Here is a 25401-nt window from a genome sequence, read left to right on the forward strand (position 1 = left end):
TCCACCTGCAGCAGCCAATATTTTACACCTTGACTGTTTAACGCTCCACCCCTCCCCAGCACATATACTTCGTCACCAAATACTCTTCCAGACCGTACTTAGAGCCTTCCCGCCCAAAACCAGATTCTTTGACGCCGCCGAAGGGGGCGACGGCCGTGGAGATCATCCCGGTGTTGATGCCCACCATACCGTATTCCAGAGCTTCAGCTACGCGCCAGATCAGGGCGTAATCCCGTCCGTAGAAGTAGGCGGCAAGGCCAAAGGGGGTGTCGTTGGCCATCGCGATAACCTCCTCTTCCGTCTCAAAGCGGAAGATGGGCGCGACGGGTCCGAAGATTTCCTCTTCGCTGACCGCCATGGTATTGTCTACGCCGGTGAGTACCGTTGGCTGATAAAACAAGTCGCCGGCTTCGGAGCGATTTCCTCCGGTGGTGGCTACGGCACCTTTGCTGACCGCATCGCCAACAATCCGCTCGACCTTCTCTAGCCCGGAGACATTGATCAGTGGGCCGATGTCAATGTTCTTCTGCCGGCCATCACCCGGCTTAAGTTTTTTCACCTCCGCCGTTAAAGCTTCGACGAAGCGGTCATACACGCCCGCCTGCACGAAAAAGCGGTTAGCGCAGACACAGGTCTGCCCTCCATTGCGGTATTTACTGGCCATGGCACCTGCGACCGCGCCCTCAATGTCCGCATCGTCAAACACGATGAAGGGAGCATTTCCGCCTAGCTCCAGCGACAACTTCTTTACCGTGCCTGAACACTGCCGCATCAATTCTTTCCCAACCGCCGTAGAGCCCGTAAAACTCAGTTTACGCACCTCCTTGCTTTTAGTAAGTGTTGCGCCCACTTCTTTTGCCTGATTGGTTGTCAGTATGTTAAGCACCCCCGGAGGTATGCCCGCTTCTTCGGCTAAAACAGCAAGCGCCAGTGCGGAAAGCGGGGTGTCCTGCGCGGGTTTGATAACCACCGTACATCCCACCGCAAGCGCCGGCGCCACTTTACGGGTGATCATGGCGTTAGGGAAATTCCAGGGCGTGATGGCCGCCACCACGCCAATGGGCTGCTTGATAACCGTTATCCGTTTGTCCGTTCCGTGCCCGGGAATGACATCCCCGTATGCACGTTTCCCCTCCTCCGCAAACCACTCAATAAAGGAGGCGCCGTAACGAATTTCACCTTTCGCTTCTTCCAGCGGTTTACCCTGCTCCGTAGTGAGAATCAGGGCCAGATCATCCACGTTTTCCATGATCAGCTCGTACCAGCGACGTAAGATGTCGGAGCGTTCGCCGGCCGTTTTACGACTCCAGGCGGGGAAGGCACGAGTTGCGGCCTCTATGGCAGATTCAGTCTCTTTCTCTCCAAGATCGGCTACCTTGGTAATCAAACTGCCGTCAAAAGGATTGAACACCGAGAACTTCCTGTTGTGCTCCGCTCCCCACCATTGTCCATCGATGTAGGACTGTGTTTGCAAGAGATTTTTCCGGGAGAGTTTCATAACTTAAGCGTTTACAGCTATGAACACAGTCGAGTTGAAGGGTGTTCTCCAGGCATCGCTTCTAAGTGATCAACGTGAAGCTGCCACCCGATAATTTTACCCCATGCGCATATTGCTCTATTTGCTGCCTCTCTTTCTGATTGGCTGTACCTCTTCTACAGACTCAGCCCCTGCTTCGTCTGCGATAACGAACCTCCTACAGCCTAATAAAGAGGAACTTTCTTACCCGGTGTATGAATCCTTTGATGACATCGCTCCGCTATTCACCCAGGATGATGACAAAACCTACGTGATCAATTTCTGGGCAACCTGGTGTAAACCCTGCGTGGAGGAAATGCCTTACTTCGAGCAATTAGCGAAAGAGGCTGGCCCGGACACAGAGGTGATTGCGGTGAGTCTGGACTTTAAAAAAGACATCGAGACCAAGCTGAAGAAGTTCGTTGACGGTCATCCGGACCTCCCGCCAGTCATTGCCCTGGCCGACAGTAAGTACAACGATTGGATCGATCGGGTGGACCCTGATTGGGGTGGTGCTATTCCCGTGACGGTGATTTATCGCGGAGATAAGCGGGTTTTTCACTCCGAAAAGTATAATTCCTACGCAGAACTAAAATCAAGCGTAGACGCTATCCGTTAAACCTAAAAAACCAACCAATGAGAATTATCTTCAACCTCCTTCCTCTCGCCCTGCTGCTTATCCTCAGCGCTTGCGGACAAACCAACCCGGCAGAGGCAAACGCTGCTGAAGTTGAACAGACCACTGCACCTGCGCCTGCGCCCGAGAAGGCCTCAGAACCCATGAGCGGACTCCAGATCGGCGATGTGGCTCCGGACTTCAAACTCGAAGGCATTGATGGTGAAATGCACAGCCTGGCCACCATGGTGGATGCCAACGGCGAAAAGCCGAAGGGCTATGCGGTTACATTCACCTGCAACACCTGTCCCTACGCCAAGATGTACGAGCCACGCCTGGTGGCACTGCACGAAAAGCTGAGCAAGATGGGCTACCCCCTGATTGCTATCCAGCCTAACGACGTGGAACTTAAGCCCGGTGACAACCTGGAAGCCATGAAAGAAAGAGCTGCGGAGCGTGGCTTTGGCTTCGCTTACGTGATCGATGCCGATCAAAGCGTATACCCGCAGTACGGTGCCAGCAAGACGCCAGAGGTATACCTGCTGGATGCTGACCGTGTTCTGCGTTACCACGGTGCCATTGATGACAGCCCACAGGACGCCGAAGCCGTCACGGAAGCCTACGTGGAAATGGCCGTTGCAGCCCTTGAAAAAGGAGAAGACCCCAAGCCCGCTGAAGTGAAGGCGATTGGGTGTGGCATTAAGGCCAAATAATTCCTTGAATAAGGAGTTCCTGCTCCGAAAAGCCGAGCCTGCAGGGCGAGCGACTGGCTATCTTTTACGCTGCTTTGCAACTGGTTTTCCGGAGCAGGAATTCTTCCTCTCACTACATCCCCGGTACAATCATTACCGCATTCTGCATCATCCGGCTGGGCCCGCGCCAGAACATCCGGTAGTGGGGGTTATCCAGGAAATAAACGATGCGCCCGCTCCCGTAAGGGCGCACACCGGCCCAGGTGTTCCCCGCCAGTGAGGCAAGGTTTTTCGGGGAGGCGTAGCCGGAGGCGAGCAGTTGGCTCGCGTCCGTGGCGTAGCGGCCAACCGTTTGCAGCCCAAGGTCGGGCTTAAGGGAGTTGGATCCGAATTTCAGTGTATAGACCTCCGGTTTCATGCCGAAGGCAAGCGGGTGGCTAACGTCAATAGTGGCCTTTAGCGCAGAGCCCGGGATACGCTGTTTGCCAAAGTAATCCGTTCGTTCGCTGTAAGAGAGTAGTTTGGACTCCTGGGAGGTATCCCGGTCCGGAGAGACAATTTCCTGTTGCTTGAGGAAGCCACTGCGCTTAGTGAAAAACTCGGCGCTGGAGCCGATACTGACCAGCGTTCCGCCATTGGTGAGCCAACGTTTGAGCTCGGCCTGGCCACTTTGGCCAAAGACTTTTTCCAGGTTCCTGGCGTCGGGCAGGATGAGGACGTCGTAGTCGTTAAGATCGGCCATACCGTAGCGGGAGCCGAACTTGGGGATGTCCGTTTGGCTGAGCGTAGAAGCTCGAATGCGCTCCACGGGTAGCTCAGTTTCCCAATCGAAGAGGAAATAGACTTGTCCGCTGGTGTAAACATTGAAAGGAGGCTCTACGAGCATGGCAACGCGAGGCGGTTTAACGGGAAAATTACGCGTACTGGCCAGGTCGTTGCCATCCTTCATCCGCCCGGTCAGAAAACGATGAATGTTTACTTTTTCGGCAGCCGCCAGTTGGCGCATATCCGTTTCAATAGAACGTTCCCGTTCCAGGTTTCGGCCGGCGAGTACAATGAGACTACCCGCTCCGAACTCGGAACCATCATCGGCCACGAAACCTTCGTTTGCGCTGCGGACGCGGTAGCCTGCCTTCCAGAGTTTCGCCAGGGCGCGGGGGGCATTGCGCTGGCTCCAATCAATAACATAGGCGTAGGCCTTGCCATTGCCACCAACGGGTACGACCATGCCACTCTCCTCCACTTCCGTCACGGGCTCCGTATCCACCATCACGGGGCGGTTAAAGGCGTAGGCCTCCAGGTTGTAGGCCAGAGGCGCTGACCAGGTTGACATATCGTACATCACGCTGTCCTCGATCTGCAGATCATTGCTCAGAATGCTGTTGACGAAGAGGTGTCGCGGCTGTTCAGTAGCAACAATCAGACTGCCGGAGGCATATTGTTTTTGGGCGCTGACGCGGGTGCGAAAACTGGTGGCGGAAGCAGAGAAAGTCTCCGTAGTCCGCTCCACCTCCACGCCGTTGAGCAGAAGCATTTTCAGGACATCATTAAAGTAATCACTGCCATCATTCTCGATCAGGTAAGCAGTTGCCGAGGCTTTGCTGTTGAGTGGGTTCCAGGCATCCACGCTGTAGTTGATCAGTTCCTTTCGGTTGCGGGCCGATGCCTTGACCTGCGCCAGGCTCGTGGTGTAATGATCGTATACCCGCTGGCGGAGGGTCAGCACGTAGCCGTCCTCTGTTTCCACGGCGCGGTGTGCGCCGATACCGCCCTGCTCGGTCAGCATCCCGATAGCGCCCATCACGGAAGGGTAGCTGGACCCGTAGCTCGGGTAGTAGAAATCAAAGCGATCGCGGGTGAAGTAGCTCAAACCCTTCTTGTTGAATTCGGTGATGTTGGCCCGGCCGAAGGTATCGGCCCAGGTCTCATAAGCATCCGGCAACAGCAGATTCCGGGGCGTGGTGCCGGGTACCGTGAAGTAGTTGGCATCGTAGCCCTGCTCGTGGTAATCGGTATGTACCTGTGGCATCCATTTCTGGTAGGCAGTGGTATGGCCCCGGCTTTCGGGGTGGACGCCCCAGACCCAGTCGCGATTCAGGTCGAACCAGTAGTGGTTGGTCCGGCCGTTCGGCCAGGGAGCGTAGTGTTCCAGGTCTCGAGGCTCTTGCCCGCCGGTGTTACGGGCCACGGAGTTGGCCCAGTACACGTAGCGGTCACGGCCGTCCGGGTTGATGCAGATGAACAGCAGGTTGACCGTTTCTTTGAGGGCGGCCAGGAGGGCCGCGTCTTTAGTCGTGGCCAGCTCGTAAGCAACCTGCATGGCAGCCTCCGTCGAAGAGGCTTCGTTTCCGTGAATGTTATAGCTGTAAGAGTTTATCACGGGATGACCATCCACCAAACTCTGCACCTGCGGCCGCGCCTCCTTGGCTGCATTCACCAGAGCCAGTTGATTAAGCCGGATTTGATCGATCCTGGCCATATTAGTTTCATCGCTTATCGTCAGCATGAGCAGCGGCCTCTTCTCATAGCTCTCTCCGTACTTTTCAATGCTGATGCGTGGACTATTGGCCGCCAGCAGATGGAAATACTCCACCGAGCGGGCGTATTCCGTAAAGCGTTCGCCAAGCTCATAGCCGAGGAAAGCTGCCGGAGACACGATCTCTCCTACCCTGCCATTATCCGGAAGAGGAAGGCGCTGGAAGACGTCTTGTTGTGCAAACGCAACTATCGAAATGAGAAATAGTTGGATGAGTAAAAGTGATCGCATAGTGTTATTTTGTGCGTTGAAGTTAGGTACTGCGATTAAAATGAAAGTGAAGCAGATTGGGCACGTACTGATCTATCGATAAACCATGACCGGGCAGTGCTCAATTAGTCTTAAATTATGGTTCAGTGTGATTCTGACTTACTGTCTTCCCCAGGTAGCGGCAAGAATTCCAATGATCAGCAGTACAGCAAAAAGGACCAGTCCCCCAAGAATCACACCTGCAATAGCCATCCCTTTCCCACTTCTGTACTGCGGGTCCCGGTTAAAGCGTCCTAGGGCAATAATACCCAGAACGAGTGCCGGAATAGCCGTAAAGAAGGTAAAGAAGCCAAGGATTCCACAGACCAGACTTGCCACAGCATAGCCATCTACGGGGCTGCCTCCGGCAGCAGTTTTTGCCGCTCTCCGGGCCTGCCGCTTTGCTTTGCCCCTGATGATTGACAGACCGATACGCTCTTTGAATTTTAGTTTTCGGCCGAGTTGTTGTTCAACGTGGGCGCGGTCCAAATGCCGAACGGGCGCTTCCGCTGCCGGTGTGAGGGCTGCGAATGAGGGCTCGGGAGTTAAAAGAAGCACCAGTAAAATAAAAAGGCTTAGTGTGTAATTCATGGGGCTAAAATAAACTATTTAGCACCAACTACCTCCAGTTAAATCCTCGCAGATCATCATTGTCGGGCATTTCACGATGACTCATTCTTTCGGCAATTGCGGCCACATCAGCATCCCGCTTTACGCCCAGGACTGCCTGAACGTGTTTTCCCATAAGGTAGAAGGCCAGGAAGGGGCCTTCGCCGGGGGTTCCGTCAAAGAGTATATTATCGTATTCGGTAGCGTGCCCGGCATAGCGAAAATTGACGCCTTGCTGGTTGCTCCAAAAGAACGGTAACATGGTGTAGGGCACTGCTGCGCCGGCCATATTTCGTCCGGCTACTCTACCCTGCTGAGCCGCTACTTTCCAGTGTTCGATGCGAGCCGCGCCTTCCCGGTCCGGATAGCAGGCGATGTCTCCCGCCGCCCAGGTGTCTGCTACATTACAAGCGAGGTGATTATCCACTTTCAGCCCGCCGTCCGCAGTACCGGCCAGACCGCGGAGGTAATTGGTGACCGGGCGAACGCCGATTCCAACCACGACAACATCTGCGGGTAGTTCTTCGCCATTATCCAGCGTTACGGAAGAGACTTTACCCTTGCCCGTAAAGGCAGATGACTTGCGCCCCAACCGAAAGCTGACGCCTGCCTCCTCGTGCAGTTGCTGCACGTATTTACCTACTTTCTCCCCAAAGGGACCTTTAAACAGCACCTCTTCGGGAGCAACTACCGTTATGTCCCCTCCCTGTTTGCCCAGGCTCATGGCTGCTTCAAGACCGATGAAACTGCCGCCGATAATGACCACTTTGGTACCTTCTGACACCTGATTTCTGGCAGCCATTCCATCCCGCGCATTTCGAATGGTGAAGATGTTGTCCAACTCCGATCCTGGTATATCAAGTTTGCGGGGCTCCCCGCCGGTAGCGAGCAAAATTTTATCGTAGGAGATCGTTTTTCCTCCGGACAAAGCGATTGTTTTATTTGCGACATCCACTTCCTCAGCCGTAGTTTTTTCCATTAAGCTGACCCCTTGTCCACGGTAGAAAGCTTCAGAATGAAGGGGAAGATCGCTAAGGTCCTTGCCCCCATCCAGAAGCGCCTTGCTTACGTGCGTCCGGTCATAGGGCGGCAGGTCTTCGCGGGTGATCAAAACGATACTGCCGGTAGCGTCATGCTCCCGGATGCCGTAAACAGCGTTAGCCGCCGCAACGCCTCCACCGACAATGGCGTAGCCATAATGGCCGTCGTCCAGCTTATGGGCAAAGTCACCCGTGGCTGGTGCTTCCGGCTTCGTAATCGGTTCTTCGCTGATGTGAATGTCTCCATCAATGATCTCCACACCGAAGGTCGCGATACCATCCAGGCCGGGGGCTTCCAGCTGCTGACCGTTGCGCACATCAAAGCAGGCGTGGTGAAAAGGGCAGCGCAGGCGGTGGCCGTTCAGGGCCGCCTTTTCGAGGGGCAGCCCGAAGTGGCTGCATTTAGATTCTACGGCGTAGACGGTTCCTTCGACGTTGGTGAGTAATACCTTGTAGTCACCATGATCGATTTGGTGGCTGTCCCCAGCGGGAAGGTTAGACAGTTTTAGGACAGAGGTCATACGGCACTTTTTGGTATACCTCCATAAGAGCAGAGCGCCATAATTAGTTCGCAGATTTTTTCAATTTCCTCTGCGATAACGACACAGCTGCCCCAGCTATTCGACGCTTACCAAAACATCACCGGAAGCCACTTCCATCTGCCCCAACGCTTCCACCTCATGCCCATGCTGAAAGCAAATCTCCCGGAAAGTATCCGCCTGAAGGGCGTCTACGGCACAGAGCAATCCGCCACTGGTCTGCGGATCGGCCAGGAGCCACCTGGCACGTTCGTTGGGCAGCGATACGTGGTGGCCGTAGCTGGCCCAGTTACGTTTGGTTCCTCCGGGGATGCAGCCTTCGGCGAGGTAGTGATCAAGGATGGCCTCATCGATCAGCGGGACTTTGTTCAACTCCACCGTCGCGGAGGTTTCACTGGCCCTGCACATTTCCGTTAGGTGACCGAGGAGGCCAAAGCCAGTAACGTCGGTCATGGCATTAACGTAATCAAGGGTACCCAGCACAGCGCCGATCTTATTGAGTCGGATCATTTGCTCCGTCGCCAGTAGCGAGTGTTCTGCTTTGAGCTTCTTCTTTTTCTGGGCGGTAGAGAGAATACCTACGCCGATGGGCTTGGTCAAAAAAAGAACATCCCCTACCCTTGCGCCACCGTTCTTTTTCAGGTTTTTCACTTCCACGCGGCCATTAACGGCCAGGCCGAAGATGGGTTCCGGGCTATCGATGCTGTGTCCGCCGGCGAGGGGGATTCCGGCATCGGCGCAGGCTTGCCGGCCGCCTTCCACTACAAGGCCTGCGACTTCGGGCGATAGCTGGTTGATGGGCCAGCCGAGAATAGCGATGGCCATCATGGGCGTGCCGCCCATGGCGTATACGTCGCTGATGGCGTTGGTGGCGGCGATGCGGCCGAAGGTTAGCGGATCATCAACGATCGGCATGAAGAAATCTGTCGTGGAAATAACGGCCGTACCGTCTCCCAGATCATAGACCGCTGCGTCGTCCCGCTCATGGTTGCCAACCAGCAGATTCGGAAAGTTAGGACCTTTGGTCGTCTGCGCCAGAATAGTATCCAGTACGGCAGGGGCGATCTTACAGCCACAACCGGCACCGTGGGAATATTCGGTCAATTTGATGGTTTCCATTGGGGAGTTGATTTTAGGGCTGCAAAGTACGCAATAGCCGGCCATCACGTCGCGCTGCGCGTGGCAACCAGGAAAACCTTGCACCTGCGGCCGCGCCCAAGTACCTTCGCCTTTATGAAGGAAGTGATCGTTATTGGTGCCGGCAACCTGGCCTGGCACCTTGTGCAAGTGCTAAGCCAGGCAGGGCATGACGTAAGTCTCGTAAGCCGGGACCCGGGACGCGTAGCAGAATGGCCCGTGCGGGTGATCCCGATGGAGGACCTGCCGGCTCAACCTTCTCTTGTTTTTCTTGCAGTACCGGATAACGCCATCAACCGGGTATCTGCCCACCTCAGCCAGTTATTGCCATCTGATGTGCCGGTAGTGCATACCAGCGGAGCTACGCCAGCCATCATGATTCACAGCCATTTTGAGCATCGGGGTGCATTATGGCCCATCCGGTCCTTACGGGCAGGAGAAGAGGTCACCGATTGGCAAGACGTTCCGCTCGTCTATTACGGCACGAGTGCGGCGCTGACGCAGGTGCTGGGGGAGTTGGCGGGCAAGCTAAGCCAGCTTAGTTACCTCCTGGACGATCAGCAGCGAGCGCAACTCCACCTCTCCGCTGTTTTCAGCAACAACTTTGTCACCTGGCTCTATCAGATCAGCTACGAACTCTGCGAGCAAAGTGGTATCCCCTTCGATATTTTACTCCCCATCATCAGGAACACCGCACTGAAACAGGACGGTACCGCCCCGAGGTTAAGTCAGACCGGTGCCGCTGCCCGCGGTGACACCATAACCATGAACCGTCACCTTGAGCTACTCAACTCCCAGCCAGAATACGCGGACCTATACCGTCGAATGAGCCACTTTATTCAATCCGGTGTTCCTTCTTAAAAATAATTATGCGCCTGTTTCTGACCCTGCTTTTTCTTACCCCCACTGTACTGTTCGCTCAACTCGAAAGCTGGAATGGCGTATCCTTTGAGCATGAGGTAGGCCCCAAGTGGGGCTACGTCATCGAGGCAGAATATCGCTGGCCATTCAATGAGTTTACTGATGGATCAGCGCTTTTCCTGCTGGCAGGGAACCGGGCTTTAGCCAAAAACCTGAGCATCACCTTTGGCTCCCGCTTTGAGCCTGGCAGGAACGGAGAATCCGGTACGCTGCGATTGTTTTCTGACTTGAACTACAAATATCCCCTGGGGGAAAGCCCCTTTACGCTGGAAAGTCGCCTTCGCTATCAGCAGGATCGCCCGCCGGGCGCAGATGGAAGTTTACGTCGGGTATCAATCCGTCCCAGACTGGGTATTGCGGCTGATATCAGTAATACGCTCTCCGCCGTTGCCGAGTTTGAAGGGCGCTATCGCTTCGACTCCCGTAATGAATGGGCCAGACGGCGCTACACCTTCGGCCTCGAGTACACCTTCACGGAACGGCTAAAAATCGAGCTCTTTTACCGGCAGGAGTTGCGCATCAACTCCTCTGCTCTTCAAACACCTGATCGCATACTTGGGCTGTATTTCGATTATACCTTACCGGATGATCGGAACCGGGATTGGAAATATCGCCACCCCTTTGGCAGAAGCGTTACCTGGTAAACACTATTGGGTCTCATCGGTGTTCTTTTGCTTTCCTGTCCTGAACCTGTTTAAACTTTTCTGAGTGACCCAATTGGATGGGCTCACCGCGTTCCGCCGACCTTTAGGCAAATCTTAACGACTCCCATACATCCTTTGGGCTATCCTCACCGTTCCTTGAGTTAGAAAAAATCTTAAGCATGCGCATTCTTACTTCCTTTCTATTATTTGCGGCCCTGTTGCTGGCTTCCCCGGCTCAGGCTCAATTCGGCAAACTCCTCAAGCAGGCTTCCGACAAGGCTGACGAAGTATTAAGCGGTAAAAGTCCGCTTTCTGAAGAAACCATTGGTAACGGGCTTAAGGAAGCCTTGAACCAGGGAGTAGACAAAGCCGTCACTTCCCTATCGGCTCAGGATGGGTACTATGGCAGTCCCTACAAGATTCTTCTGCCGGAAGAAGCCCAAACCGTTATTAACAAGGTTAGTGCCCTGCCCGGCTTTGGTAACCTGGAACAGGACCTGACGGAACGAATTAACCGCGCGGCGGAGTTAGCGGCGACAAAAGCAGGCCCCATTTTCGTAGACGCCATCAAGGGCCTCACCATTAAAGATGCCATGAATCTGTTGATGGGCGATCAGGATGCTGCCACCCGCTATCTGGAAGCCAACACCGCTTCTCCTTTGGCAGGAGAGTTCCAACCAGTGATCAGAGCGGCGCTTGATGAGGTAAACGCCAACGAAATCTGGTTTAAGGCGGTAACCGCTTACAATAAAATCCCCTTCGTCAAAAAAACTGATCCGGAGTTAGACCAATACGTCACCCAACGCGCACTCGAAGGAATGTTTGGATTAGTGGAAGTAAAGGAAAGCGAATTGCGCCAAAACCCTGCTTTACGGAATACTCAACTGTTAAAGGACGTTTTTGCCCGCCAGGATAAATAGGAGAGAATGTAAAAAAATCCGGGGTAATTAGCTGATTTGGAGAACTTAACGTTGACTTAACCTTACCTTCGCCGCCGTATATGACCTTTGCGGCCAATTCAAGGTTATTTCAGGTTTAATCAACTAATCCAAATCACTTTTACATGAGGATTTTTACTTCACTTTTCACCACACTCTTTCTGGTGCTTGCAACGTCGTTGACGGTTGCCGCCCAGGGTGTGACGACTGCCTCCGTTTTCGGCAAACTTCAGGACAACACCAGCGGTGAGCCCCTGATTGGCGCTACGGTTCAAGCCGTTCACACACCATCCGGAACCACTTATGGTAACGTTACCGATCTTGACGGCTTCTTCCGTCTTCCAGGTATGCGCGTTGGTGGCCCTTACATCATTACCGCTACTTACGTTGGCTACGAGCCAATCGTAAAAGATGGCATCTACCTTTCTTTGGGCCAGGCCTTCCAGTTCAGCCCTAAAATGGGTACTGCGGCTGTTGAGCTTACCGGTATTGAGGTTGTCTCCAGCCGTTCGGACATCTTTAATGGTGAGAAGACCGGTCAGGAAACCAACGTTGGCGAAGAAGCCATCAATGCACTTCCTACCATCAGCCGTTCTATTGGTGACTTTACGCGTCTTACGCCTCAGTCTACCACCAGTGAAGGAAACGATGGTCTTGAGCTGAGCTTCGGTGGTATTAACAACCGCTACAACGCCATCTTCATTGACGGTGCTGTATCTAACGATGTATTTGGTCTTGCCGGTTCTGGTACGAACGGTGGCCAAACGGGTGTTTCTCCTATCTCTGTAGACGCCATTGAGTCTTTCCAGATTAACCTGGCTCCTTATGACGTTCGTCAGGGTGGCTTCGGTGGTGCTTCGATTTCTGCCATCACCCGCTCTGGTTCTAACAATACGGAAGCTTCTGTTTATGGCTTCTTCCGTAACCAGTCACTGACTCGTGGTACACTTGATGGTGCTGAGATCTCTGACTACTCTGCTTACACTGCTGGTTTCCGCCTCGGTGGTGCACTAAAGAAAGATAAGATCTTCTACTTCATCAACTACGAGCGTCAGGACGAGACCACTCCCCTGCCTTTCAACGAAGACAACTACACTGGTAACGCTACTACTTCTGACATCAACAGCCTTAGCAACTTCCTGCAGAGCGAGTACGGCTACGATCCTGGTACTTACACGGACAACGAGCGTTTCCTTGTTTCTGACAAATTGAACGCTAAGTTTGACTTCAACCTGAACGAAAACAATAAGCTTGCTCTCCGCCTCAGCTATGTTGGCGCTGACAACCTCGAAGGTGTACAGTCTAACAACAATAACATTAACTTCCTGAATAGCTCTGAGCGCTTCCTTGCTAAAACGTACGGTGCTGCCCTTGAACTGAACACCATTATCGGTTCTAACATGAGCAACAACTTCGTATTGGGCTTCACCCGCCAAGTGGATGACCGTGATCAGAATGGCGACCCATTCCCCTGGGTGTCCATCGAAGATGGTTCCGGTAACCTCACTTTCGGTTCTGAGCGTTTCTCTACGGCTAACCTGCTGAACCAGAACGTAATCACTCTGACCAACAACTTTGAGATCTTCAAGGGTAAGCATACGTTCACAATTGGTGCTAACCTCGAGCTCTACAAAGCCGAGAACCTCTTCCTGGCTTACAACTTCGGTCAGTACCAGTTCGACGACCTCGAAACTTTCCTGAACGGAGGAAACGCCTCTTTCTTCCAGCGTGTCTACTCACTGCGTGACAACGTAGCTGGTGATGACAGTGACGCTATCGCCAGCTTCGGTGCCGGTCAGGCGGGTCTCTACTTCCAGGACCGCATTCAGGTTTCAGACAACTTCAGCTTCACCGCTGGCCTTCGTCTTGACCTTCCGTTCTACGATGACACTCCCGTTAATGATGACCTGAACGATAACTTCCTTGCTCAAATCAGCGAAATCTACGATACGCGCGGTGCTCAGTCTGGTAGCTTCATCAAGCCAACTCTTCTCGTTAGCCCACGTGTTGGCTTCAACTGGGACATCCTCGGTGACAAGACTACTCAGGCACGTGGTGGTATTGGTGTATTCACCAGCCGCGCTCCCCTCGTTTGGGTAGGTGGCGCCTTCAACAACTACGGTCTTAACGCTGGTTACACCCGTTCTTTCAGCACTCCTTTTGTTGCTGACATCAACGGCCAGCTTCCCGGAGACATTGACCCCAACAACGTAACCCCAAGTGGTGCCATTGACCTTTTCGCAGAGGATTTCAAACTACCACAGTTCCTGAAAATGTCTTTGGCTGTTGACCGTAAGCTCCCACTGGGCTTCATCGGTACGCTTGACGTACTCTACAACAAGACGCTTCAGAACGTTGCTTACCAAAACCTCAACGTTGGTGCACCTACCGACCAGCTTGACGGTCCTGACAATCGCAACTACTTCGGTAACGGCGACGATGCTCCCGTTCCTGGTGGTGACACCTACGGTCGTGTAGTACTTGGCTACAACACTAACGAAGGCTATGGCTACAACCTGACGGCCAGCCTCCAGCGTCCTTTCTCTAATGGCTTCTTCGTTCAGGCCAGCTACTCTTACGGTGATGCTTACAGTGTCTTCGACGGTACCAGCAGCCAGAACTCCAGCCAGTGGCGTGGACTTTACTCTGTAAATGGTCGTAACATCGACCAGCAGGTATACCGTTCTGATTTCTCCGGTGGAAGCCGTTTCCTTGGTGTAGTCAGCAAGCGTTTCTCTTACGGTGCGTCTAACCAATTCGCTACTACAGTTACCCTGATCAGCGAGACTGCTCAGAGCGGTCCTTACAGCCTTATCTACAACGATAATGGAAACCTCAACGGTCGCACTGACAGCCGTGAGCGCAGCCTTATCTACATCCCTGCCAACATGGGTGAGATGAACTTTGTGGACGAGACTTTTGGTGGTGTTGATTACACTGCAGCACAGCAGGCTGAAGCTTTCGAAGCTTTCCTGAGCAGCAACGACTACACCAGCGAGCGCCGTGGCCAGTACGCTGAGCGTAATGGTGACCGTGGACCATGGTCTACCGTTGTTGACCTGAAATTCGTACAGGACATTCCTCTGTCAGGTAAGAACCGTCTGCAGTTAACTTTTGACGCTCTGAACTTCACGAACCTGCTTAGCGAGAAGTGGGGCCGTCGTCAGTTCTACTTCGGCGACTACCAGATCCTGAACTTCGAAGGCTTCGAAGACGGATCTCTTACGCCTACCTACTCCTTCAACCCTGCACTGTTGAACGAAGACAATGAACTCGAGCCTTTCCTCGACGATTCTGGTCTTCAGTCCAGCCGCTTCCAGGGCCAGGTTGGTATCCGTTACATCTTTGAATAAGGGTTTCCTTGTTTGACGATTAGTCAATAAAAGAAAGCCCCCGCTCACGATTGTGAGCGGGGGCTTTCTTTTTAAATCAGAGCGGCCGGAAAACTAATGGCTGCAGTTCAACCTGACTACCAGGTTCGTTCTGTTTCCAGTGCCGGCCATTCCATATTCAAACCCTCCATCGCATTGACGATGATCTCCGTCATCTGATAGTCGCGGTACCAGCGTTGGTCTACCCCAACGATGTGCCAGGGGATTTCGCTGCGGTTAATGACCTCGTTGTAGGCGGCACGGTACTTATCCCAATGCTCACGTTCCTCCCAGTCACCGTCGTTGTGCTTGTAGAATTTATCGGACTCATTGACCCGCTCCAGCAGTTGCTGTTCCTGTTCGTCCTTACTGAGGTGGAGGTAGAATTTGAGGATCAGGGTGTTGTTGTCATAAGCCAACAACTTCTCAAAGGCGTTAATGCTCTCGAAACGTCGATCCACACGCTCTTCGTCAATCCAGCCATGAACGCGCTGGACCAGTACATCTTCATAGTGGCTGCGGTTGAATATGACCATTTCTCCTTTTGCAGGGGCCTCCTTGTGAATGCGCCAGAGGAAATCATGGGCGAACTCTAAATCGGTCGGCTTCTTCCAGCCAACGGCCCGCAGGCCGAAGGGAGCGCATTCCCCGAAGACGTTGCGCATAGCACCGTCTTTACCGCTGGCGTCCATGCCCTGTAATACGATCAGAACCGAGTGCTTACCCTCTGCCACTAGCTTTTGGTGGAGATCCGCTATGCGCTCAGCACGTTGTTTGGTTAACTTTCTGGCTTCGTCCTTGTCGAGGTCTTTTGGGGCCTGGGTGGGGATTTTATTGAGATCAATCAGGGGCATAGTAGTTCTTTTGCCGCCAAAGTAAGGAATCACTGGCGGACTTCCCCCAGCTTCACCTACTCCATCGGGGCCGTTACGCGGTCAGCGTCCGGTTTCAAGCTTGCTATTGCTCCGCAAACTCCCTCTGCACCTGCGGCCTCGGCAAGCTCAGGAGCCACACCCGCACCTGAGTAAATTCTATTTGAGCAAACAGGCTTTAATAATACTACCAGAACCAGCCCACCAAAACGAAAGTGATGATCAGCAGGAATACTGCCTGAATGCGGTAATTCTGCCACCAGGGCAAGCTGGCCAGCTCCAGCGTTTCTTCCTTGATGAGGCTCTTATTCCAGGTGTTGCCTTCTACCTTTTCCAGTGCTGGCGGAGCGGTCATCAGGCTTACCACTGTATTCACCAGGCCACAGAAAAGAAAGAGATAAACCGTACGGTGCAGGAAGTGCATTTCGGTAAACCAACTGTCTACGCCGTAAGAGTCCATCAACAAATAGACGATACTTACCGTAGCCCCGGCCATGAGGCTCAGGAATGCGCCGGTTCCGTTGACGCGCTTCCAGAACATACCCAGAATGAAGGCCGCTGCCACCGGAGGCGCGATGAAGCTGAGAACCAGCTGCAGGTATTCCCAAAGCGAGGCATATCGTTCAATTTGAGGTGCCCAAAGACAAGCCAAAATCACTAATACCAGCGTAGCTATTTGCCCAATCCTGACCAATTGCTTACTACTGAGGTTCGGGTTGATCTTTACGGCAAAATCCATCGTGATCAGCGTTGACGCTGAATTGAAAGTCGCTGACACCGATGACATCATTGCTGCCAGCAGGCCTGCTAACACCAGCCCAAGTATTCCCGTGGGCAACATCTGAAACAGAAGCATTGGATAGGTCGCATTGGGGCAATCCGCCAGGTCTTTACAAATGCCACCTCCGGGGAGTTGATAGTTAATGTTGGCGATGTCAAAGCCGTCCGCCAGGCCGCCCTGCTGCTGGATGTAGATGATGGCTGCCGTACCCGGCAGTACCATAATGAACAGTACGGGAAGCTTCAGTAAACCTGCAAAGAGAGCGCCCCAGCGGCCATGATTAATATCTTTTGCTCCCAGAACCCGCTGCACCATAAACTGGTTGTTAGCCCAAAAGTAAAAGCCCAAAATCGGCGCTCCGAAAAGGAGCCCGGTCCATGGCATAAAGCCATCTCCTCCGGTTCCCAACAAAAATTCTCGCCAGGTATCTCCGGTGGGGCGCACCAGGCTTAGCACTTCTTCGGCATTAGCGGGCTTATAATCTGCTCCGTTGTCCGGAAGGATTCCGGCAGCTCCCATTTCGTTGAGCCCGGCGATCATTTCGTTCCAGCCACCGATTTCCTGAAAGGTAAAATAGGTTATCATGCAGCTACCTACCACCAGTAATACCGCCTGGATTACTTCCGTCTGAATCACAGAATTCAATCCGCCAGGAACCGTGTAGGCTGCCGCCGCAATGGCCAAAATGGCCACGATGGCAAAAGTAGAAAGGTCTGGAAATAACAGCTTGAGAATCACCGTACCAACGTAAAGTCCGGCGGCAGTATCCAGCATTACATTGCCAACAATCGTAATAAAACTGAAGTAATAGCGGGAACGAACATCGTAGCGTCGCTCCAGAAACTCGGGCATCGTGTATACCCTCGACTTCAGATAAAACGGCAGGAAGAAAATAGCAAAAAACACCAGAACGACCGCTGCAAGCCACTCATAGTTAAACACTTGTGTGTTCGTCTTATAGGCGTCTCCAGCCAGGCCAACCAGGGTTGAACTGGAAATGTTGGCGGCAAATAATGAGATGCCGACAATTGGCCAGGTCATGTTACGCCCCGCCAGGAAATACTCCTCTGAGCTCTGAGCTTTTGCGCTATACAGCCCATATCCAATAATGAAAATGGCATACAGCGCCATTACCACAAGGTCAATCGTTGTCAATTCAAATGCTCCCATAATCTACTTTAAGCGGATATTACCAGCGTGAATCAAAAGTTAATACATGAATGAATACCTTCTTCCAAACAAAGCCCACCGCGGGGCTAATCTTAGCCCCTGATTCATGGCACTAATCGTTGCCCAATTATACACATTAAAAACTTAGGTAAAGATTTAAGACCGTAAACGGAATAAATTAAGGGCTGAAACAGGGTATAATTCAATGCAAAACTGGTGAGTTATGCGGGGACGAAGGCCGGCTGTTACTTGCTTTGAAAGGTAGATCATGAATACCATTGAGCGCTAAAACCGGACAGGCCAGCCGGTCGGTTAACGCACCGGAGAACTTCTCAGGAAGAAAGAAAACTTAAATTGGTTACGTAGATGGTTTGTCGGTTGCCAAAAACGGACGCATCTTTGCCCCAGCACTGGCAGGCTGTCTGCCGGCTACCTATTTTACCTGATTCGCATAAAAACCAATGAAGTCATGGCCCAGCTAAGCGAAGCCGAAATTAATGAAGCCGCTACCGCTATTCGTCGCGGTATGGAAGTATACGTTCACCGGGAGCACGGCAGGATGTTAGTCGCTGATGACCCGGAGCGTAATGTTCGGGCAGATCCGGAAGTTTTTGAAGCGGTAATGCAGGATGTTTCCGTTGATCCGGATGCCTACATTCACATTGAGCGAATGCCAACAGCAGATGCTATTCAGGTGATGAAAGATTTTACCGACCGGGTTCGTAATCAGGAATTGTGGCAGGCACTTACCTACGCCCTTAAGCGTCCCCGCCCCTTCCAGACCTTCAAAGGAGAGTTGGCAAAATTCCCAAAGAACTACGAAAAATGGCGAGGCTACCGCCAGACGCGTTACCAGCAGTATGTTCAAAAGTGCCTGACCGAGCAATAAAGAATGGAGCTTTCCTACCTCCGCGGGAAAGACATTGACCGTCAACGCTGGGATGCGGCCGTTGCGACAGATACGACTTGTTTACCCTACGGATGTAGCTGGTGGTTAGAAGCCGCGACAAACGGCCGCTGGGATGGAATCATATTGGATGATTACCGCGTAGTGTTGCCCTTACCACGAAGACGATCTTTGGGGCGCTTCACGCAGGTGCAAAGGGCGGATTTTACGCAGCAAGGTGGCCCCTTCGGCCGGCTTTTGCCCGGAGATACAGAATGTATGCTTTCCGGGATACCGAAGTCGGTTCTCCGCTTTAGCCTGCCCCTTCGGGAACAACTTAACCTCGCCAGCCCTCCGGCTGGGCGCAAAGCATTTTCCCGGAACAACCTGGTGTTGCCTCTTACGACGACAATGGCAGACGTAAGGGCCGGGTACTCCCGCAGTATCCGCCGACAGCTTAAAAGCGATGGCGGGGGGAAACTTTCGCCCGCCTCCATCGAAAGCGTTATTGCGCAGTACCGCCTCACCGCCGGTCCGAAGGCCGGCCTGAAGGAAAAACACTACCGCAGCATCCATCGAATAGCCTCCGCCTGTCTTTCTCACGGGGCAGGCTACTGCTATCGCTATGACGATCCGGAGCATGGTTTGCTCGCCGCAGGGTTCTTCCCCGTTTACCGGGGGCGAATCATCAATCTCTTTGCCGCCTCCACCGAAGCGGGCTACCAACAAGGGGGTATGCCCAGGCTGTTGGACGCCATCCTCGACCGGCACTTCGATGACGCTCAGCTCCTGGATTTTGAAGGATCGGACAATCCGGGCATCGCGGCCTTTTTCAAAAGCTTCGGCGCCGAAAGTCGCCCCTACCTCTTCGTGGAATGAGCACTACCATCCGGCGCATTCCCCGCAAACAGATCAACAGGGAAAAATGGAACCTGGCGGTAAACACAGAGCAATACCCTTCTCCCTACGGCCTCTGCTGGTGGTTAGATGCTGTGACGGACTCCAGTTGGGAAGGACTTATCATGGGAGACTATCAGCTCGTTCTGCCCATCCCTTTTTTCCTGAAGGTTGGGCCCTTAGCGCTGGTAAATGGTGCACCGTTCACTCAGCATCTGGGGCCCTTTGGCGAAGGTAGTCCGGAAGAAAAGCAGGCAATTGTAAGTCGGGTTTCCACGCTCCGGTATGTCCGCAAGTTATCTACTCTCGTGAAGGCCCCGGGGAATCGCTTCAGGATCACCTCCCGCAACAATTATGAGCTCAATCTCCTGCCGGGCTACGGCAGGATCTCGAAGGGCTACCGGGCAGACCTCCGACGCAAACTACGCCGGAACAAACTCTCCGCTCCCGTAAAAATTTCTGCGGAGGATTTTATCCGGTTCTACCTCGATACCCTGGGAGAGAAGATCTCCATGTCTTATAAAAATCAAGGGGTTGTACATTCGCTTTTACTGGCCGACCGGAAGTACGGCGAAGGGGCCTGCTACGCCCTTAAGGCCGAAGACAGTGGTGAAATGCTGGGCGCTCTCTTTCTGGCAAAAAATGGATCGCGTATCGTCAACCTTATGGCGGCAAGCACGAAGGAGGGCTATAAGCAAAATGCTATGGCGGTAATAATTGACAGCATCATCAGAGAGTATGCCAGCAGAGATATACTGCTGGATTTTGAGGGATCGGACATTCCGGGAGTAGCCAGCTTTTTTAGTGGATTTGGCGCCAGCAGGCTACACTACTATCAGCATCAAGACAAGCGCCTGGTGCCAATCAGCTTTCCATAATTCAGGTTCCTCCGGGTAGGTTCGTGTACGTATTTAACGATCTGAAAGCCGGAAGACCGGAGCTTCTCCACTAGTTTCCAGGAACTGTTTTCCAGGGCTTTCATATCGTGAAACTCCATCGAGATGGTCTCTATTTTAGCCAGCAGCTCTTTATCCGCGTTCAGGAGAATTTCATATTCAGCACCTTCACAGTCCATCTTGAGAAAATCAATCCTGTCCAGGCCGTTTTGCTCCATGAATGCTCCAAGGCTAACGGCACGAACGGGAACTCCTGCGCTCCTTCCGTCCAATAGGGCATAATTCTGCAGCAGAGAATTATTCTCCGCCCGGCTCCTGTGCAGCGTTCGTTCACCACTTTTCCCTGCCATGGCCAAATGGTGGATGGAAATGTTCTGGCAATTATTAGTTGTCACGTTAGCTTTGAGTACCTCCACGTTACTCTCCTCCGCCTCTACAGCAAAAATTTTTGCCGAAGGGGCAAGGTTTCCAGCCGCAAAGAGCGCAAAGTAGCCAAAATGAGCACCAATATCCACTACGGTAGCTTCCTCATAAAAGGGAAAGTAATCAGCATATTCCCTGCCTCTGAAGATAGCTTTGGCAACGGAGACGCCCTGGCGGTTAAGTTGATAATCCAAGGTTACCCCACTCTCGCGGCAAAGCCTTTGGAAGTCTTTTTTTTCTCCCAGAAGGAACTGGCGGATACGGTCTTTCATGTTGCACAAGGTAAAAGCTTCAGGGCTTTATTCCACCAGCTTCTGTCTTCCTTCTACATAGTAAGTCGTTCGGCCTGCGACTTTGGTAATCTTTACCTCCCCCTCCCCTTCCGGGTCCTGACCTCCTTCATGCCGCCAGGTATGCCAAAACCAATTCTCGGGGTAATCACGGTAATAGGGCGCGTTCTCAGTAGCGTATTGCATAACGGCAAGGATTTCCCGATAGATCAATTTCTTTTGTTCCAGCGTCATGGCGTTTACCCGGCTGGCGGGGTGTAATCGCGTGCGGTAACAAATTTCGTCCACGTATAAATTACCCAATCCTGCTACCACGGATTGGTTCAGGAGTATGCCCTTGAGGGTGGTTTTCCTCCCTTCCAGTTGTTGGAGAAAATAAGCTTCTTCCAGCTCTAAGGCATCGGGGCCGAGTTTTATTTGCTCAATGTAATCGAGCCGGTCCTCGAGGTAAAGGATACGGGCGAACTTTCTGGAGTCTTCAAAGCCGAGCGTATTGCCGTCTGTGAAATGAAGGGCAAAACGCTCAAACCGGCCTCGGTCGCTTTCGTCCTGATAGAGATTCAGGTCTCCGTTCATACCGAAGTGCAGCAGGAGGTCATGTCCATTATCCAACTGAGCAAAGAGATACTTTCCCCGCCTGATGGATCCTGTAATCTTCCGTCCGGTCAGTACGTCCGCGAAAACAGGTCCACTCATATTGCGTATGATCTTATCATCGTGAACCGTAACCCGATCAATGACCTGATTCGTAGCGGCGGCATCAAAGTACTGCTTGAAATTATGGACTTCAGGTAATTCCGGCATCGTGCATTTTTTAACTCCTCGTCTCTAACCCAGACACAAATAATCGGTTCATTCTTCGATCTTCTTTGGCTGATTTTCTTTTCTCTCTCTCCTACTTCCTACCTTTAGCCCGAACGCATACCACATCCCTTTATAGTTAAGAATGGAGAAGAATTCCAAACAGATCAAGCACGTTGCCATCGCCGGAAATATCGGAGCAGGTAAAACTACCCTTTGTACAAAATTAGGCCAGCACTTTGGCTGGGACGTTCACTACGAAAGTGCCGATGACAACCCCTACCTGAGTGACTTTTACGATGATATGCAACGTTGGAGTTTTAATCTCCAGGTCTATTTTCTGCACAATCGCTACGGGCAAATCCTCGGCATTCAGGAAGGTGACCGAACCGTTATTCAGGACCGGACGATCTACGAAGACGCTTACATCTTCGCTCCGAACCTTCACGGGATGGGACTGATGACACAGCGCGACTTCGACAACTACATGGAGTTGTTTAACACCATGACGAAGCGGATCTCCCCCCCTGACCTGCTCATCTACCTGCGGGCCGGTATCGGCACTCTGGTGGCCCACATCGAAAGCCGGGGAAGAGATTATGAAGGAAGCATGAGCCTTGATTATCTCAAGCAACTTAATCGACGTTACGAAGACTGGATCTCAACCTACAACGAGGGCAACATTCTGATCATCGACGTAGGGCAGGTTGACTTTGCCAATAAGCCAGAAGACCTGGGCGAAGTCATCAATAAAGTCCAGGCCAAACTTCATGGCTTGTTTGAAGAGATGTAAGTTAGATAAGGACTATCTATCTTTCGGCCAATGACAAAAATTGACCTTAATGCCGACCTGGGAGAATCCTGGTATGGCAATACTATCGGTAACGACGCAGACCTCATGCCACTGCTCGACAGTTGCAATGTTGCTTGTGGTTTCCACGGTGGTGACGCCATAACGATGCGACAAACCATTGAGCTGGCGCTGGAGCACGGAGTGGCTATTGGCGCTCACCCCAGCTTCCCGGACCGGAAAAACTTTGGCCGTAAAACCATGGAAATTCCTTCGCCCGATTTATTTGCGCTGATGCTCTACCAAATCAGTGCTCTAAAGGGGATGACGGAGGGCTTGGGCGGAAGCGTCCACCACGTGAAGCCTCATGGAGCACTCTATCACTACCTCAATGGCAGTATTTCCGGAGCGGAGGCCTTTGTCAGAGCGGCTGCGAAAAGTAACATCCCCATTGTTTACGGGCCACCGACGGGGCAGCTGCGGGTGATGACGGAGTTTCACGGTCTGGAGTTCTGGCCGGAGGGCTTTGCGGACCGCGCCTATGAGCCTTCTTTGCACCTGCGTTCGCGCCAAAAAGACGGTGCCTGCCTGAATGACACCACTATGGCCGTCGAACAAGTACGGCTCCTTCAGTCCGGGAAAGTCCGGGCGACTGACGGCGAAATCTATCCAATCAAAGTAAAAACGGTCTGTTTACACGGTGATCATCCAGGCGCGGCTGCCCGGGCGCTGGCCATCCGCCAGCTTCTTAACACCTAAGCCACATGTCGTCACCACTGTTTACCATTATCATTCCCACCCATAACCGTGCTGAGCGGTTGTCGGTGGCCGTTGAAAGTGTCCTGGCACAGAAAAATGAGGATTGGGAGCTCCTCATCATCGATGATGGCTCTACCGATAATACCCGATCGGTAGCCGAGTCTTTCACCGATCAACGAATCCGCTACCATTACCAGGAAAACCGACAACTCAATGGTGCCCGAAATACCGGAGTCCGGCTGGCTACCGGTCGTTACATCGGTTTTCTTGACGACGACGACTTGTTCAAGCCCGACCATTTATCTGTACTTGAGAGTGGGATGGCGACCGACAATTTCAAAAGCGACATCTACCGGTCCGGAGAGCTTTTGCAAGGAGGCGGTAAAACCACCTGGGTGCCCAACTATGAGAATGGCCCGGATATTTTACGGCAGTACTGGGAAAAAGTGACGGGAATGTTTGGGATGGTCTTCAGAGCCGACCTGATGAAAGCCAACATCTTTGATGAAAGCCACCTCTTGCTGGATGATTTTCTGTGGCTAAATCGTATTTTGATTCAGGCAAGCCTTTATCAGGTAGAGGCTTACACCGCTATTGTGAATTTGCACCCGGAACAGCGAAGTGCTACCTACGTAAACGAAGAGCTGCTCAGGCAGAACGTCGAACGCTTAGCCGAAGCTTATAATTTCCCTGGCGTTTCCGAACGGGTAAACTATCGGTTTTACCACAAGCAGGTCCTTCATCAGTATATGCACTGTTGCCGCGTTCTGTGCCGAGGCGGAAAGAATTATCGTGCGATGAAAATCTGGAAAGAAGGCATATCCTATGCCTCCGCCAGCGATTGGCGAAATGTGAGCAGGACCTTCGTCATGATTAGTACGGGAAAGTAAATCCCCCCTTGGTAACCCTTCCTGTTTTTACAGTAGTTCCGTTTTGGGCTTACCGCAGAGCAGTTGCCTACTCCTCTTCAATGATGGCGTCGTCAATCAGGGAGTCACCGTCACCGTCGGAGTCGAGGAAGCCGGAGATAAGGCCTCCTTCGGGCTTTGCAGTAGCGTCAGGATTGTCCTGAATGGTCATCTCTTTACCGCCTTCATTGTGGTAATCGCCTTCCGCGAAACGAGCGGCACGATCGAAGAATGAGTCAGTGCCATCGAGGATAGACTCGGAGGTGTTCCGGCTGGCTTCGTCCCCATCAAAGGCACGGGCACGGGCTTCCGCTTGTTCTCCGGCGCGTTTAGCCGCTTCGATGGAGTCTTCCAGTTTCATTTTTTCTGCTTCCACGTTGGCGTGGTCAACGAAATCATCAAACTTGCCCTTCAGATCTGCCCCTTTTTCGGCGGCAGCGGAGAGAAATTCATCGCCTTTCTCTAATACTTTAGCGCCAACAACTTCGCTTACGTCGCCAATTTTTCCGGCAACATCTCCGGCTACGTCTTTGGCAGCAGCTCCTGCTTTTGCGGCGGCGTCCAGTGCGGGCCCGGCAGCACCAGCAACGGCGGCAGCTGCGGTTTTTGCAGCACCAGCAGCTTTATCCGCTAACTTACCGGCTGCGGCTTTCGTGTCTTCCACAACGTCAGATTCGAAATCAATGACTTTTTTGGGAGCCTCCGCAGCGGGGGTGTCCGTCAGGTCACTCAGGTCCAGCCCTTCTTCGTCCATAACATCGAAAGGGTGCTTCTCAGCGGCCTCCGGGCGCAGGTCTTCCAGCTTTTCGTTGATGACTTCACTAGCTTTATCCTTCAGCTCTTTTCCTTTGTCCAATGCAGAGTCAGCCTCTTCCCAGATCTTATCGGTCAGCCCCTCCAGCGCTTCTTTTCCTTTCTCGAAATACTCGGGGGCTTTATCCATCACTTCCTTGGCAGCATCTTTCGTAGCGTCCAACAGGTCATCGCTCTGCGACTTTAAGTCTTCGCCAATATCCTTTGCTGCCTCGCCGGCTTTACTTGCCTGGTGTTTGGCGACTGACTTCGCACCAAAAAAAAGCTTCTTAAGATCTCCGAATACTGACATAGTTCATTTTGTTTT

At 52.7% G+C, this 25401-nt stretch carries 22 protein-coding genes; 12 read left to right on the forward strand and 10 right to left on the reverse strand.

Annotated elements, in window-relative coordinates:
* Positions 1-37 precede the first annotated feature (37 nt).
* On the reverse strand, positions 38-1498 hold the full coding sequence (locus BM123_RS17210) for an NAD-dependent succinate-semialdehyde dehydrogenase (RefSeq protein WP_090170930.1): 1461 nt from the start codon (positions 1496-1498) through the stop codon (positions 38-40).
* Between the two features lie 103 nt (positions 1499-1601).
* Between BM123_RS17210 and BM123_RS17215 the strand changes: the two genes are divergently transcribed.
* A complete protein-coding gene (locus BM123_RS17215; RefSeq protein WP_090170934.1) occupies positions 1602-2135 on the forward strand; it encodes a TlpA disulfide reductase family protein in 534 nt (177 codons plus the stop codon).
* 17 nt (positions 2136-2152) lie between these two features.
* On the forward strand, positions 2153-2845 hold the full coding sequence (locus BM123_RS17220; RefSeq protein ID WP_090170937.1) for a thioredoxin family protein: 693 nt from the start codon (positions 2153-2155) through the stop codon (positions 2843-2845).
* Between the two features lie 112 nt (positions 2846-2957).
* Here the strand turns inward: BM123_RS17220 and BM123_RS17225 are convergent, their stop codons facing one another.
* The 4 genes from BM123_RS17225 to selD form a co-directional block, all read right to left on the reverse strand.
* Entirely contained in the window at positions 2958-5591 is a 2634-nt protein-coding gene (locus BM123_RS17225) for a M14 family zinc carboxypeptidase (protein WP_090170940.1), read from the reverse strand.
* A gap of 138 nt (positions 5592-5729) precedes the next feature.
* Positions 5730-6200: a DUF4190 domain-containing protein gene (locus BM123_RS17230; protein WP_090170943.1), complete on the reverse strand. Its 471-nt coding sequence runs from the start codon at positions 6198-6200 to the stop codon at positions 5730-5732.
* Positions 6201-6228: 28 nt separating this feature from the next.
* Complete coding sequence (locus tag BM123_RS17235) at positions 6229-7779, reverse strand: FAD-dependent oxidoreductase (RefSeq protein WP_090170946.1); 1551 nt, start codon at positions 7777-7779, stop codon at positions 6229-6231.
* A gap of 96 nt (positions 7780-7875) precedes the next feature.
* Positions 7876-8916 carry a selenide, water dikinase SelD gene (gene selD / locus BM123_RS17240; RefSeq protein WP_090170949.1) on the reverse strand — a complete coding sequence of 347 codons (1041 nt, stop codon included), beginning with the start codon at positions 8914-8916 and terminating at the stop codon, positions 7876-7878.
* 114 nt (positions 8917-9030) lie between these two features.
* On the opposite strand from selD, the gene BM123_RS17245 reads away from it, so the two are divergent.
* The 4 genes from BM123_RS17245 (at position 9031) to BM123_RS17260 (ending at position 14790) form a co-directional block, all read left to right on the forward strand.
* A complete protein-coding gene (locus BM123_RS17245) occupies positions 9031-9795 on the forward strand; it encodes a DUF2520 domain-containing protein (RefSeq protein ID WP_090170952.1) in 765 nt (254 codons plus the stop codon).
* A gap of 8 nt (positions 9796-9803) precedes the next feature.
* The gene (locus BM123_RS17250; RefSeq protein ID WP_090170954.1) at positions 9804-10499 is read left to right on the forward strand and encodes a DUF2490 domain-containing protein; all 696 of its coding nucleotides are present in this window, start codon (positions 9804-9806) and stop codon (positions 10497-10499) included.
* Between the two features lie 179 nt (positions 10500-10678).
* Positions 10679-11419 carry a DUF4197 domain-containing protein gene (locus tag BM123_RS17255; protein ID WP_090170957.1) on the forward strand — a complete coding sequence of 247 codons (741 nt, stop codon included), beginning with the start codon at positions 10679-10681 and terminating at the stop codon, positions 11417-11419.
* A gap of 143 nt (positions 11420-11562) precedes the next feature.
* Positions 11563-14790 (forward strand): TonB-dependent receptor, encoded by a 3228-nt coding sequence (locus BM123_RS17260; protein ID WP_090170960.1) that lies wholly within the window; start codon positions 11563-11565, stop codon positions 14788-14790.
* A 116-nt stretch (positions 14791-14906) separates the two neighbouring features.
* On the opposite strand, the gene BM123_RS17265 is transcribed toward BM123_RS17260, so the two are convergent.
* Both BM123_RS17265 and BM123_RS17270 read right to left on the reverse strand, forming a co-directional pair.
* On the reverse strand, positions 14907-15662 hold the full coding sequence (locus tag BM123_RS17265; protein ID WP_090170963.1) for a PPK2 family polyphosphate kinase: 756 nt from the start codon (positions 15660-15662) through the stop codon (positions 14907-14909).
* A 205-nt stretch (positions 15663-15867) separates the two neighbouring features.
* On the reverse strand, positions 15868-17631 hold the full coding sequence (locus tag BM123_RS17270; RefSeq protein ID WP_090170966.1) for a sodium:solute symporter: 1764 nt from the start codon (positions 17629-17631) through the stop codon (positions 15868-15870).
* A gap of 469 nt (positions 17632-18100) precedes the next feature.
* Here BM123_RS17270 and BM123_RS17275 point away from each other — a divergent pair, with 469 nt between their 5' ends.
* Genes BM123_RS17275 through BM123_RS17285 form a run of 3 tightly spaced genes read left to right on the forward strand, consistent with a single transcriptional unit; the run spans position 18101 to position 20292 of the window.
* Complete coding sequence (locus BM123_RS17275) at positions 18101-18520, forward strand: UPF0158 family protein (RefSeq protein ID WP_090170969.1); 420 nt, start codon at positions 18101-18103, stop codon at positions 18518-18520.
* 3 nt (positions 18521-18523) lie between these two features.
* On the forward strand, positions 18524-19396 hold the full coding sequence (locus BM123_RS17280) for a hypothetical protein (protein ID WP_090170972.1): 873 nt from the start codon (positions 18524-18526) through the stop codon (positions 19394-19396).
* Positions 19393-20292, forward strand: coding sequence for a hypothetical protein (locus BM123_RS17285; protein ID WP_090170975.1), 900 nt, complete (start codon positions 19393-19395; stop codon positions 20290-20292). The genes BM123_RS17280 and BM123_RS17285 overlap by 4 nt, the downstream gene beginning before the upstream one ends.
* Here BM123_RS17285 and BM123_RS17290 read toward each other — a convergent pair.
* The gene (locus BM123_RS17290) at positions 20256-21005 is read right to left on the reverse strand and encodes an FkbM family methyltransferase (protein WP_090170978.1); all 750 of its coding nucleotides are present in this window, start codon (positions 21003-21005) and stop codon (positions 20256-20258) included. The genes BM123_RS17285 and BM123_RS17290 overlap by 37 nt on opposite strands.
* 27 nt (positions 21006-21032) lie before the next feature.
* The gene (locus BM123_RS17295) at positions 21033-21827 is read right to left on the reverse strand and encodes an Fpg/Nei family DNA glycosylase (RefSeq protein ID WP_090170981.1); all 795 of its coding nucleotides are present in this window, start codon (positions 21825-21827) and stop codon (positions 21033-21035) included.
* A gap of 142 nt (positions 21828-21969) precedes the next feature.
* Here BM123_RS17295 and BM123_RS17300 point away from each other — a divergent pair, with 142 nt between their 5' ends.
* From BM123_RS17300 to BM123_RS17310, 3 genes are read left to right on the forward strand one after another with little or no spacing between them, the layout of a single operon-like run.
* Positions 21970-22617 carry a deoxynucleoside kinase gene (locus BM123_RS17300; RefSeq protein WP_090170984.1) on the forward strand — a complete coding sequence of 216 codons (648 nt, stop codon included), beginning with the start codon at positions 21970-21972 and terminating at the stop codon, positions 22615-22617.
* Positions 22618-22647: 30 nt separating this feature from the next.
* Positions 22648-23373: a 5-oxoprolinase subunit PxpA gene (locus BM123_RS17305; RefSeq protein ID WP_090170987.1), complete on the forward strand. Its 726-nt coding sequence runs from the start codon at positions 22648-22650 to the stop codon at positions 23371-23373.
* 5 nt (positions 23374-23378) lie between these two features.
* Positions 23379-24263 carry a glycosyltransferase family 2 protein gene (locus tag BM123_RS17310; protein ID WP_090170989.1) on the forward strand — a complete coding sequence of 295 codons (885 nt, stop codon included), beginning with the start codon at positions 23379-23381 and terminating at the stop codon, positions 24261-24263.
* Between the two features lie 67 nt (positions 24264-24330).
* On the opposite strand, the gene BM123_RS17315 is transcribed toward BM123_RS17310, so the two are convergent.
* Positions 24331-25386, reverse strand: a complete 1056-nt coding sequence (locus BM123_RS17315; protein ID WP_090170992.1) for a hypothetical protein — start codon at positions 25384-25386, stop codon at positions 24331-24333.
* Between the last annotated feature and the right edge of the window lie 15 nt (positions 25387-25401).

The organism is Neolewinella agarilytica, assembly GCF_900110645.1.
GTDB classification, from domain to species: Bacteria; Bacteroidota; Bacteroidia; order Chitinophagales; family Saprospiraceae; genus Neolewinella; species Neolewinella agarilytica.

Bases quoted from the DNA above. Each gene is read 5' to 3' on its own strand.
- BM123_RS17220 (WP_090170937.1), top strand. From the start codon at position 2,153: ATGAGAATTATCTTCAACCTCCTTCCTCTCGCCCTGCTGCTTATCCTC.
- BM123_RS17210 (WP_090170930.1), bottom strand. From the start codon at position 1,498: ATGAAACTCTCCCGGAAAAATCTCTTGCAAACACAGTCCTACATCGAT.
- selD (WP_090170949.1), bottom strand. From the start codon at position 8,916: ATGGAAACCATCAAATTGACCGAATATTCCCACGGTGCCGGTTGTGGC.
- BM123_RS17265 (WP_090170963.1), bottom strand. From the start codon at position 15,662: ATGCCCCTGATTGATCTCAATAAAATCCCCACCCAGGCCCCAAAAGAC.
- BM123_RS17310 (WP_090170989.1), top strand. From the start codon at position 23,379: ATGTCGTCACCACTGTTTACCATTATCATTCCCACCCATAACCGTGCT.
- BM123_RS17295 (WP_090170981.1), bottom strand. From the start codon at position 21,827: ATGCCGGAATTACCTGAAGTCCATAATTTCAAGCAGTACTTTGATGCC.
- BM123_RS17260 (WP_090170960.1), top strand. From the start codon at position 11,563: ATGAGGATTTTTACTTCACTTTTCACCACACTCTTTCTGGTGCTTGCA.
- BM123_RS17245 (WP_090170952.1), top strand. From the start codon at position 9,031: ATGAAGGAAGTGATCGTTATTGGTGCCGGCAACCTGGCCTGGCACCTT.
- BM123_RS17230 (WP_090170943.1), bottom strand. From the start codon at position 6,200: ATGAATTACACACTAAGCCTTTTTATTTTACTGGTGCTTCTTTTAACT.
- BM123_RS17290 (WP_090170978.1), bottom strand. From the start codon at position 21,005: ATGAAAGACCGTATCCGCCAGTTCCTTCTGGGAGAAAAAAAAGACTTC.
- BM123_RS17275 (WP_090170969.1), top strand. From the start codon at position 18,101: ATGGCCCAGCTAAGCGAAGCCGAAATTAATGAAGCCGCTACCGCTATT.
- BM123_RS17235 (WP_090170946.1), bottom strand. From the start codon at position 7,779: ATGACCTCTGTCCTAAAACTGTCTAACCTTCCCGCTGGGGACAGCCAC.
- BM123_RS17285 (WP_090170975.1), top strand. From the start codon at position 19,393: ATGAGCACTACCATCCGGCGCATTCCCCGCAAACAGATCAACAGGGAA.
- BM123_RS17280 (WP_090170972.1), top strand. From the start codon at position 18,524: ATGGAGCTTTCCTACCTCCGCGGGAAAGACATTGACCGTCAACGCTGG.
- BM123_RS17315 (WP_090170992.1), bottom strand. From the start codon at position 25,386: ATGTCAGTATTCGGAGATCTTAAGAAGCTTTTTTTTGGTGCGAAGTCA.
- BM123_RS17305 (WP_090170987.1), top strand. From the start codon at position 22,648: ATGACAAAAATTGACCTTAATGCCGACCTGGGAGAATCCTGGTATGGC.
- BM123_RS17225 (WP_090170940.1), bottom strand. From the start codon at position 5,591: ATGCGATCACTTTTACTCATCCAACTATTTCTCATTTCGATAGTTGCG.
- BM123_RS17300 (WP_090170984.1), top strand. From the start codon at position 21,970: ATGGAGAAGAATTCCAAACAGATCAAGCACGTTGCCATCGCCGGAAAT.
- BM123_RS17255 (WP_090170957.1), top strand. From the start codon at position 10,679: ATGCGCATTCTTACTTCCTTTCTATTATTTGCGGCCCTGTTGCTGGCT.
- BM123_RS17215 (WP_090170934.1), top strand. From the start codon at position 1,602: ATGCGCATATTGCTCTATTTGCTGCCTCTCTTTCTGATTGGCTGTACC.
- BM123_RS17270 (WP_090170966.1), bottom strand. From the start codon at position 17,631: ATGGGAGCATTTGAATTGACAACGATTGACCTTGTGGTAATGGCGCTG.
- BM123_RS17250 (WP_090170954.1), top strand. From the start codon at position 9,804: ATGCGCCTGTTTCTGACCCTGCTTTTTCTTACCCCCACTGTACTGTTC.